Below are 468 nucleotides of genomic sequence, written 5' to 3'. Positions count from 1 at the left end.
TGACTTCAAAGCTGCTCTTCGGCAGCGACAGATGCATTAGAGATCCAGTGATACCATTCCGACTGGGTAAGCTCAAATACACAGGTCGTGAGACAATTTTGAAAATGGCCAAAATTAATCGTTTTTCGGGAATTTCAAAGTTCTCGTTCTCCCGTTCTATCCAACCAAATGATTTCAAACCTTCACCAAACTCAAGAGGAAGTCAATAGCTTTCTTTTGATACCACTCCGACTTGGTTAGCTCAAATACACAGGTCGTGCGAAAATTTTGAAAATGGCTAAAAATAATCGAATTTCGGGAATTTCAAAGTTCTCGTTCTCCCGTTCTATTCAACCAAATGACTTCAAACCTTCACTAAACTCAAGAGGAAGTCAATAGCTTTCTTTTGATACCATTCCGACTTGGTAAGCTCAAATACACAGGTCTTTTATCAATTTTGAAAATGGCCAAAATTACTCGTGTTTCGGG

General features: G+C 39.1%; 1 protein-coding gene. It reads left to right on the top strand.

What is annotated here, in order from left to right:
• Positions 1-209: hypothetical protein (locus ER13_RS19125; RefSeq protein ID WP_231492594.1), on the top strand; the 209-nt coding region annotated here is incomplete at its 5' end.
• Positions 210-468 lie beyond the last annotated feature (259 nt).

The organism is Brevundimonas sp. EAKA (assembly GCF_000698025.1).
In the GTDB taxonomy this organism is placed as follows: Bacteria; Pseudomonadota; Alphaproteobacteria; order Caulobacterales; family Caulobacteraceae; genus Brevundimonas; species Brevundimonas mediterranea_A.
The sequence above is the reverse complement of the archived record's forward strand: the minus strand, read 5'-3'. Positions and strand labels throughout refer to the sequence as shown.